Source organism: Metamycoplasma spumans, from assembly GCF_041026625.1.
GTDB lineage: Bacteria > Bacillota_I > Bacilli_A > Mycoplasmatales > Metamycoplasmataceae > Metamycoplasma > Metamycoplasma spumans.
This window is the reverse complement of record NZ_CP163393.1, coordinates 743,143-751,767: the sequence shown is the minus strand read 5'-3', so window position 1 is coordinate 751,767 and position 8,625 is coordinate 743,143. Positions and strand designations below refer to the sequence as shown.

The following is an 8,625-nucleotide window of genomic DNA, read 5'->3' as shown; positions in this document are numbered from 1 at the left end:
ATTGAGAATTACAATGTAGCAAAATATTTGAGAATTCACATTATTGTCAACTAAACAGAAAAATAATAAATATCTAGCATATATTTAATATAATTTATTTGCTTAATTTTAATGTTATTTGGTAAAATAAATTAAGTCATTTTATTATATAAAAACACTATAAAGGAGCGATGTTATGAAAAGAACATATCAACCTAAAAAACGTAAACACATTAAGGTGCATGGTTTCATGGCTAGAATGCAAACAAAAAATGGTAGAAAAGTTTTAGCAGCTAGACGTGCAAAAGGAAGACACAAATTAACAGTATCAGACGAAAAATAGTTTGATATTATTTTTTATTTAAAATAAACATATGAATAAATGCAACATTGTTAAAAAAAATTGAGAATTTCAAAAAATACTTGATACAAAAAAACAAGTTATTTCAAAAAATTTAATAATTTATTTTAACAAATCTGATTTCTTTAGAGTTGGAATATCAATACCTAAACAGTTTGCTAATGCCGTTCAAAGGAATCACTACAAAAACCAAATTAGATCAATTCTTAGAAATATCGATATTAGCAAAATAAATTACGATACGGTAATCATTGCAAGAAAAGGTTTCTTTGAACTTGATTTTAACCAAAAGATTAAAGAAATAAATAAACTCTACGAAAGGATAACTGATGGCAAATAAAAATAACTCTAAACACTATCAAGATTTTAGGGTTAATAAGCAAAAAAACAACGAGCCTAAGAATCTTTGAAAGAAGATTTGAAAGTGATTTAAAGTTGTTATTATTGTAGTTTTTGTTACCGTTGGTTTAGTTGGTTGTGTGCAGTCGTTTTCTGTTAAGTCAAGTACCAAAATTGGGTCTGGACAAGAAATTTACACAACTAAGGCTAATGTATCTCCAAACATTGTTACATTTAGATACAACGAAGCAACAAACTCATTCACTTTGCCCAACAAAGTAGATGAACAAATTACAGTAAATACTTATCTTGCTTTAAAAGACAAAGAGGCCATAACAAAACTAAAAAATCAAGACCAGGAAACTGGTGGCGAATACGGTATATATGGCGGCAACAGCTTTGCATTACAACTTCAATCATTAAAACCTGGTGCAACAGATTTAAAAAATGAAGACAACTGAAATAACGTAGTATCTACACCAGAAGGTGTTTCTGATAAAACTGGTTTTGTTTATGAACGTGAAGGACGTTATGCTTATCTAAATCTTGGGACAGATTCAGGAGTTGGCAAAACTCAAACATATAATGCTGTTTCACAATTTACTGATTTAATTCTTCCTTTAAAAACTCCAATATTCGGTACAAAGGAAATTAAAGAAGATAATGACAAAACAACCACAATAAGCGATTACACAAAATTAGAAAATGTTGACTTAGCCTACGTGCCAGCAACATTACCTGGTGGTTCAGCAGTTCACACAATATTGTTGCGTGATCTATTGCAAATACTATTAGAAGAAACTTTATTAGTTTGAAATAGAACAGACCATTTAAGCGCTAAGTTCGATATAGGAACAACCGAAAAACCTGAAGTTGTGCAAAAAACATTTAATCAAATTTTAGGTGTTTCAAAAACTGCAACAGGACCTGAATTAATAAGCGCTTTAAATGCTTACTTTGCAAAATATGTTGAAAAAGCTAAAAATAAAGAAACATTGACTTTATTAGAAGGTAGCGAATTAAACATTATGAGTGCTTGAGTTTCGAATGTATTTAGCTTATATACATCTATCTTAAGCTTCAATTCTAATGGTTATAAAGACAATGGAAGACAAGTTTTATCAGTTTCGAACGTTAACAGTTATGGAAACTACTCAGATAAAGCTTGAACAAACAATTTATATAACTCTGGTGCTTTAATTTCTCACAAACCTATCACAACATATAAAGAATATTGACAACAAGGACCATTCTATGGAATGTTCGTTCACCCAGTAAATCATTTTATGCATGCTATCATTGATAGTTTAGGAACTACTGGTTGAAGTATTATTCTTGCATTAGTATTAACAGTTATTATTGTTAGATTAATCACATTTGCTATATCATATAAATCTCTATTTAGCCAAAGCAAAATGGAAGAGTTTAACCAAAAGAAAGCTAAGATAGAAGCAAAATATGCCGCTTACAAAGGCGACAAACAAATGCAACAACGTAAACAAATGGAAATTAGCGAGCTATATAAACGTGAAAAAATTTCTCCATGAGGACAAATTATTACAATGTTTATAACTTTACCTATCTTGATAGTTGTATTTAGAATAATTTCAACATCACCTGAAATTAAGCAAGCTTCATGATATGGTATTCAATTCTCAGCTACTTCTATAAACCGTATATTTAAATCAAAAGAATATATTTACATACCGATTGTCTTAGTTTCAATTGGTATTCAAGCATTAGCTCAATATACTCCGAAGTTATTAAATATGAAACGTAAAAAATCATTGCGTGGAGATGCATATCAAAGAGCTGCTCTTAAAAAAGAAAGTCGTAGAAATAACATTATTTCGTTAATCTTTATTGGTATTGGTGTATTTTTCAGCGCCGGTTTACAAATATACTGAGTAATCGGTGGTATATGAACAATCTTCCAACACATCTTCGTGTTCTATTTCCAAAGAACAAAATTCTTTAAAAAGAAAATAGAACCTCGTTTATAATAAAAAGCCGATAATTTCGGCTTTTTATTATTCTAGCTATTTAAAGCATATTCATTATTCGGTTTGTATTCCAATTCCTTAAAAATTATAATAGATGATACGAAATAAAAAATTCACACAATTAACAATAATGGTATTAAAGATAAGGTTAACTTTAATTTAAGTTTTTTGTTATCTAATTTTTTAGTTATTTTTAATCCAATAGCAGATCATATCATAATTGCTACTACGCCAATAGCAGTTAAGGTTAAAAATACAATAGTTACAGGCGAAAGATTAACAATCGTTTGAGAATTATTTTTTTTAGAAATTAATAAAACTATTAACGAAATGGAACCAACTAAAAAGAATACAAAATATGCAAATAATCATAACCCTGATTTATACATTTTCTTGTACGGATTAATATTTTTTGTTTTCATAACAACCTCTTATTTTGTTAAAATTTATACATTTATTTACTTAAACATTAAATATAACTATTTTATTATTTTATAATAAAATATTATTGTAAAGGAAAAAATATGAAACTAAAAGATAAAATTTCTGTTTATTTTTTTAAAACACAAAAAATAGCACAAAAATTTCGCAAGAATGATATTGTAACTCTTCAGTTTTTTCAAAGACACAACGACGTTAAATTGTGTGGAATCAATGAGGCTATCGAGTTATTAGTTAAAAATACTGATATTGATAAATATACAATTCGTTATCTTCCGGAAGGTTCTATAATTAACAACCGTGAAGTTGTTTTGGAATTAGAAGGTCCATACTATGAATTTGGTATATGAGAAGGAATAATTGATGGTATATTAGCAAGACAAACGTCAATAGCAACTAACGCATATCGAATCATTAAGGTTGCTAATGGCAAAAAAGTAATCAGCATGGCAGATAGAGCTGACCACTACATAAATCAATTAAATGATGCGTATGCAATTAAAATAGGGGGTATTGATAATCATTCTACATTAGCAAGTTCAAATCATGATAAATCACATACATTTGGATCAATGCCACATGCTTTAATTCAAATGTTTGGAGGTGATTTAGTTGAAGCTTGTCGTGCTTATCACAAAACTTTTCCTAAAGATGATTTATATGCGCTAGTTGATTTTCATAATGATGTCATTGCGGATTCATTAGCTTGTTTAAAGGAATTTGGTAAAAAACTTAAGGGAGTAAGAATCGACACATCAAAGGCCATGATTGATAAAATGTTCACCGAAGGCGAAGCTGAATTTGGTGTTACACCAACACAAGTAAGAAGACTAAGAGAAGCTTTAGATAAAAACGGAGGAGAGCATGTTAAAATAACTGTTTCTAGCGGTTTTAATGCTGAAAGAATAGCTGATTTTGAAGCACAAGACATTCCAGTTGATATTTATGGTGTTGGAGCTACTTTACTTAAAATATGAGTTAATTTTAGTGCTGATGCAACTAGATTAAATGGTGAAAATATTGCTAAAGCAGGTCGTGGATATTTAAAAAATCCAAAACTTCTTGTTTATAAAAAAGAGGAAAATTAGATGCAAAATAATAAAACAAAAAAGGCGAAACTTAAAAATGGTTTACTAAATGCTATTGGCTTTCTATTTGTTGCTTCATTTTTAATTATCGGCATTATTCTAATTATTGCGGCAACAAAAACATTTGGCTACATAAATTTTGCAAGTCAAATCACGTGTTATGTATTTGGTGTTATATTTATAATTCTATTCATATTAATTATTGTAAAAATTATCACAATAATAAAAGCAGAAAATAAACATGAACGCCAGGCCATAGATACTGAAGCACTATTTAAAAATGTTGTTTTATCTGATGAAGAAGCTAAAATTCACGAAGAATTCGTTGAAGAATATAAAAATTATCAACCTTCACTAAATATCTTTTTTGGCTTTATATATGAATTAGAAAAAAAACAATTTAAGCGTGATGAAATACATATTACCAGTCCCGAAATTAGAGCATTAATAGAAAAAATGATTATCGAAATAACTAAAGAACACGGGTTGTTTGACACATATTTGGCTATCGATTTTACAAAATCATTAAATAAAAAGCTTGTTTGAAAAGGTGACTTTAAAAAATACAAACTTTATTTCCAATATATTAGAAGTATTATTCACTCATGCGATGATTTTATTTACGATAACTTTATTGGAGCTAGAAAACAACATTAAATACTAAAGCACTACTTATAATAAAAAATATTCGGGATCTCCGAATATTTTTTTATTCATAGTATGTCACTATTCTAAATATATTATTTGTATTCTGCTAAATTTAGAATTTCTTTTTCTAAGTCCTTAACGATTAAAGGTATGTCGTTTGCGTCTTTAATTTGTGCACCTGAAGCACGGTGGTGTCCACCTCCGCCTCATTTAACAGCAACGTTTCTCACACAAGCTCCGTTTGATCTAAATTCACATCTAATTTGTCCTGGTTTTTCTTCTGTAAAGAATACTCAAGCCTTGTTATCATCAATTGATGCTAAAACAAATGGACGATTAGCTTTTAAAGGATCGTCAATGCCTAATTTAGCTTGGTCTTCTAGTGAAAAGAAGTATGATACAACGCCGTTAGCTATTTTCATATTTTGTTGAATAAAGGCATTAATTTTTATATCTTCTAATGTTTTTTTAGCCATTTCTGCGTGTAATAAATCTTTTCTTGCTCCGTTAGCTCATAATCAACTTACTAGAAACATAGTTTTTGAAGTTGTTGTATTGGTTGTTAAACGAACTGAATCAGTGTATATACCTAAGTATAAATATGTAGCTGCATCTGCATTTAATTTTCAATTTAACGCATAAGCAATTTCTGTCACTTGTTGAGCAGCTGCTGGCGCCTCAGCTTCAACTCAAACTAATGAAGCATTTAAGTCGTCATCATTAGGGTGGTGATCAATTCTAATAACTTCGTCGAAGCAATTATCATCCAAATATTGTCTTTTTTCTAATCTTTCTTTAAAGTTTGCATCAACAATAATTGCTAATGAATCTTCTAATTTTTCGTAAGGTAAATCATCCATTTTAAATTCTAAATATGGATATACGTCTTTAGGATCTCCAACTGTATAAACATTCTTATCAGGGAAATTTACTTTAATTAAATTTTTAAATCCAAATTGTGAACCTAAACAGTCACCGTCTGGACGAATGTGGTGAAATATAACAATATTTTTGTGTTTTAAAATTTTTGCTTCTATTTCTTTAAAAATTTTCATTTTTTCTTCACTAATATTAAGCATGTTTTTGAACCTCAGCTTTCAGATCTTCAATTAGTTGTTTCATTTGTTTTTTGTTTTTACATGTTGCTCCTGATGCAACTTCATGTCCGCCACCAGGTGCATATTTTTCACAAATGTGGTTAATTCAAATACCATTTGATCTTACACGTGCACGAATTGTTCCGTCTGGTTGATCGATAAATAATACTCAAATTTTTGAATCTCCAATATTAGCTAAAGCATTAACATCATTTGCTGAATTTTCATTTAGTTTAAATTTCTTTTGTACTTTTTTACTTGCGTAGAATCAAACAACTTTGTTATCACTTACATAGTTTAATAACATATAAGCATTAAAGCGAACTTTTTGTTCATCTCTAATTGATAAAGGGAAGTTAATATCTCAAACTCTAAAGCTATTTCCTGCGTGTAAATAACTCATTACATCAAAAGTTCTTTGTTGAACATATTCATATTGGAATCTTCCAGAGTCTGTATTAATACCTAAATAAGTATATTCCGCTGCTTTTGTTGTAACTTTTCAGTTAGCCATCATTGCTATATAAGCCACTTGTTCAGCAGCTGCTGCATAAGTTGCATCTTCTCAAACATAGTCATATTTAATATCTGTATCTACTGGGTGGTGATCAATTCTTAATTTGTGTGTAAAGTTATTTACAAAAATGTTTGAAAATTGAATTCTGTTTGAATTATTAGCGTCAACAATAACACCTAACGAATTTTCTAAATATTGTTTAGGGATTGAATCGAAGTTATCAAAATCTCATTTTAAAAATGGAAAAATTCCGCCATTATCTCCAATTACAAATACGTTTTTTTCTGGGTAATTTGTTTTAATTAATTCACGTAAACCAAATTGTGAACCTAAACAGTCACCATCTGGACGAATGTGATGAAATATAAAAATATTTTCATGTGCTTCAATTGCTTTAACAGCAACTTCTCATGTATTTTTTGCCATATATTCTCCTATTATAAAAATTTATAGTTTTAGTTTTATTCATATTAATTATAAATTAATAAACTAAAATATTTTATTTTTAACTTCTTAAAAATATGTTTAAAAATAAAAACTGCCAACTAAAAATGTTGGCAATTCTTTCGAACAATTATTTTCTTTTGAATACTCTGATTTTTGAACCGTTTTGGTTTAAATAATCAAACGGATAACATTCTTCTTCCAAAATATCTTCAACTACAAATTTAACTGCGCCAGTGCCAACTCCAACTATCACATCAAAATATTCCATATATTCATCTTCTTCGAATTCTTTTAATACATTTAAAATTGCGCCTGTTGCTTCAATAGTGTCGTAGCCATGTAAATCCAAAACAATTGGGAAGAATCTAAAACTCATTAGTACTCCTTTTGACAATTTTTGCAATAATATGTGCCTCTTTGATTAACTTTAATTTTACTTATTTTTCCATTGCAAATTGTGCAATTTTTAATTTTGTCATTGTGAACTTTTAAAAAGTTTTGATATTGACCCTCCTGATTATTTAGACTTTCATAAGACATCAATGTTGTACCTCCCTTTTTAAAACTTTCTTTCATAATTAAATCAGCACGATTTATTAAGTTTTTAATTTGCTCAAATGATAAGTTTTTAGCTTTAGTTAAAGGACTTATTCTTTCAGCAAATAGTGTTTCGTCAACATATATATTACCAATACCAGCAACAATTTCTTGATCTAGTAACTTTGTTTTTATTGCAACATCTGAGTTTTTCATTTTATTATAAACACTAATAATATCAACACTATCAGGTTCTTCTGCCACTTTTGATAATGGTAAAACTTTTCGATAGTTTTGATAGTTTCTTAAATAAAAAGTTCCAAACATCCTGCTATCACAGTAATGCAGTTCGCTGTTATCTTCAAAAATGAACCTTGCCATTAAATGTTTATCTTCTGCTGTTGGTGATTCATAAAAACGATACTTTCCTTCCATTCTTAAATGTGATAGTAAAATCGTATCTTCACTTAAAAACATAATTATATGTTTGCCGTGATTTTTAATTTCTAGTATTGTTTTATTTTTTAAGTTGCTAATAAATTCTTGAGGGGTTTTTTCTTTAAATAGCTTTTCTTTTAATATATAAACTTCTTTTATTTTTTTATTAGTTATTTTTTCACTCAGCGCTTTACAAACAACTTTTACTTCTGGTAATTCTGGCATTTATACTCCTTATATTTGTTATAATAAAATTATGCCAAATAAATATAGTAAATTATTCATTTCAACAACAGATACTGTTATTGGAATAGGTGGACCAGTTAACGAAGAAGTGAAAAATCTTATTTACGATATCAAAGGTAGGGATCGTAATAAAAAACTAATAATATTAGTTTCTTCTATTAAACAAGCTCGTCAATTTAAAGAATGAAATACACAAGCTGAAGCATATGCTAAAGAATATTGACCTGGAGCTACTACGCTAGTTGTTAATGACCAAGGTTTTAGAATGCCTAATCAAAAAAAATTATTAGATTTCCTAGAACAAAATGGTCCTGCATATATGTCGAGTTGTAATTTATCAAATGCGCCAGTATGCAAAACAATTGAAAATGCCAAGGCTTTATTTCCTGAAGTTGATAACGTTTATAATTTTGGAGAAATGTCGCAACAACCAAGTAAAATTATAAGAGTCGAAGACGGCGAAATCTTAAGACAATAGAAAGAG

At 28.7% G+C, this 8,625-nt stretch carries 11 protein-coding genes; 7 read left to right on the top strand and 4 right to left on the bottom strand.

The window, feature by feature from the left end; all coding sequences use genetic code 4:
* Nucleotides 1-175: 175 nt before the first annotated feature.
* The 6 genes from rpmH (at nucleotide 176) to AB5V95_RS03185 (ending at nucleotide 4,868) form a co-directional block, all read left to right on the top strand.
* The gene (rpmH, locus tag AB5V95_RS03210) at nucleotides 176-322 is read left to right on the top strand and encodes a 50S ribosomal protein L34 (protein WP_002881399.1); all 147 of its coding nucleotides are present in this window, start codon (nucleotides 176-178) and stop codon (nucleotides 320-322) included.
* A 31-nt stretch (nucleotides 323-353) separates the two neighbouring features.
* On the top strand, nucleotides 354-680 hold the full coding sequence (rnpA, locus tag AB5V95_RS03205) for a ribonuclease P protein component (RefSeq protein WP_027122984.1): 327 nt from the start codon (nucleotides 354-356) through the stop codon (nucleotides 678-680).
* Entirely contained in the window at nucleotides 670-2,682 is a 2,013-nt protein-coding gene (gene yidC / locus AB5V95_RS03200) for a membrane protein insertase YidC (protein ID WP_369085891.1), read from the top strand. Before rnpA ends, yidC begins: the two co-directional genes overlap by 11 nt.
* Nucleotides 2,683-2,850: 168 nt before the next feature.
* On the top strand, nucleotides 2,851-3,180 hold the full coding sequence (locus tag AB5V95_RS03195; RefSeq protein WP_369085890.1) for a hypothetical protein: 330 nt from the start codon (nucleotides 2,851-2,853) through the stop codon (nucleotides 3,178-3,180).
* Between the two features lie 26 nt (nucleotides 3,181-3,206).
* Nucleotides 3,207-4,211, top strand: a complete 1,005-nt coding sequence (locus AB5V95_RS03190; RefSeq protein WP_369085889.1) for a nicotinate phosphoribosyltransferase — start codon at nucleotides 3,207-3,209, stop codon at nucleotides 4,209-4,211.
* The gene (locus tag AB5V95_RS03185) at nucleotides 4,212-4,868 is read left to right on the top strand and encodes a hypothetical protein (protein ID WP_369085888.1); all 657 of its coding nucleotides are present in this window, start codon (nucleotides 4,212-4,214) and stop codon (nucleotides 4,866-4,868) included.
* An 83-nt stretch (nucleotides 4,869-4,951) separates the two neighbouring features.
* Here AB5V95_RS03185 and AB5V95_RS03180 read toward each other — a convergent pair whose 3' ends face one another.
* The 4 genes from AB5V95_RS03180 to mutM all read right to left on the bottom strand — a co-directional run bounded on the left by AB5V95_RS03180 (nucleotide 4,952) and on the right by mutM (nucleotide 8,120).
* Nucleotides 4,952-5,914 carry a bifunctional oligoribonuclease/PAP phosphatase NrnA gene (locus AB5V95_RS03180; RefSeq protein WP_369085887.1) on the bottom strand — a complete coding sequence of 321 codons (963 nt, stop codon included), beginning with the start codon at nucleotides 5,912-5,914 and terminating at the stop codon, nucleotides 4,952-4,954.
* A gap of 16 nt (nucleotides 5,915-5,930) precedes the next feature.
* On the bottom strand, nucleotides 5,931-6,899 hold the full coding sequence (locus AB5V95_RS03175; RefSeq protein WP_027122978.1) for a bifunctional oligoribonuclease/PAP phosphatase NrnA: 969 nt from the start codon (nucleotides 6,897-6,899) through the stop codon (nucleotides 5,931-5,933).
* Between the two features lie 148 nt (nucleotides 6,900-7,047).
* Entirely contained in the window at nucleotides 7,048-7,296 is a 249-nt protein-coding gene (locus AB5V95_RS03170) for a hypothetical protein (RefSeq protein ID WP_027122977.1), read from the bottom strand.
* Nucleotides 7,296-8,120, bottom strand: a complete 825-nt coding sequence (gene mutM, locus AB5V95_RS03165) for a DNA-formamidopyrimidine glycosylase (RefSeq protein WP_369085886.1) — start codon at nucleotides 8,118-8,120, stop codon at nucleotides 7,296-7,298. The genes AB5V95_RS03170 and mutM overlap by 1 nt, the downstream gene beginning before the upstream one ends.
* A gap of 31 nt (nucleotides 8,121-8,151) precedes the next feature.
* Here mutM and AB5V95_RS03160 point away from each other — a divergent pair, with 31 nt between their 5' ends.
* Nucleotides 8,152-8,619 carry a Sua5/YciO/YrdC/YwlC family protein gene (locus AB5V95_RS03160; RefSeq protein WP_027122975.1) on the top strand — a complete coding sequence of 156 codons (468 nt, stop codon included), beginning with the start codon at nucleotides 8,152-8,154 and terminating at the stop codon, nucleotides 8,617-8,619.
* Nucleotides 8,620-8,625 lie beyond the last annotated feature (6 nt).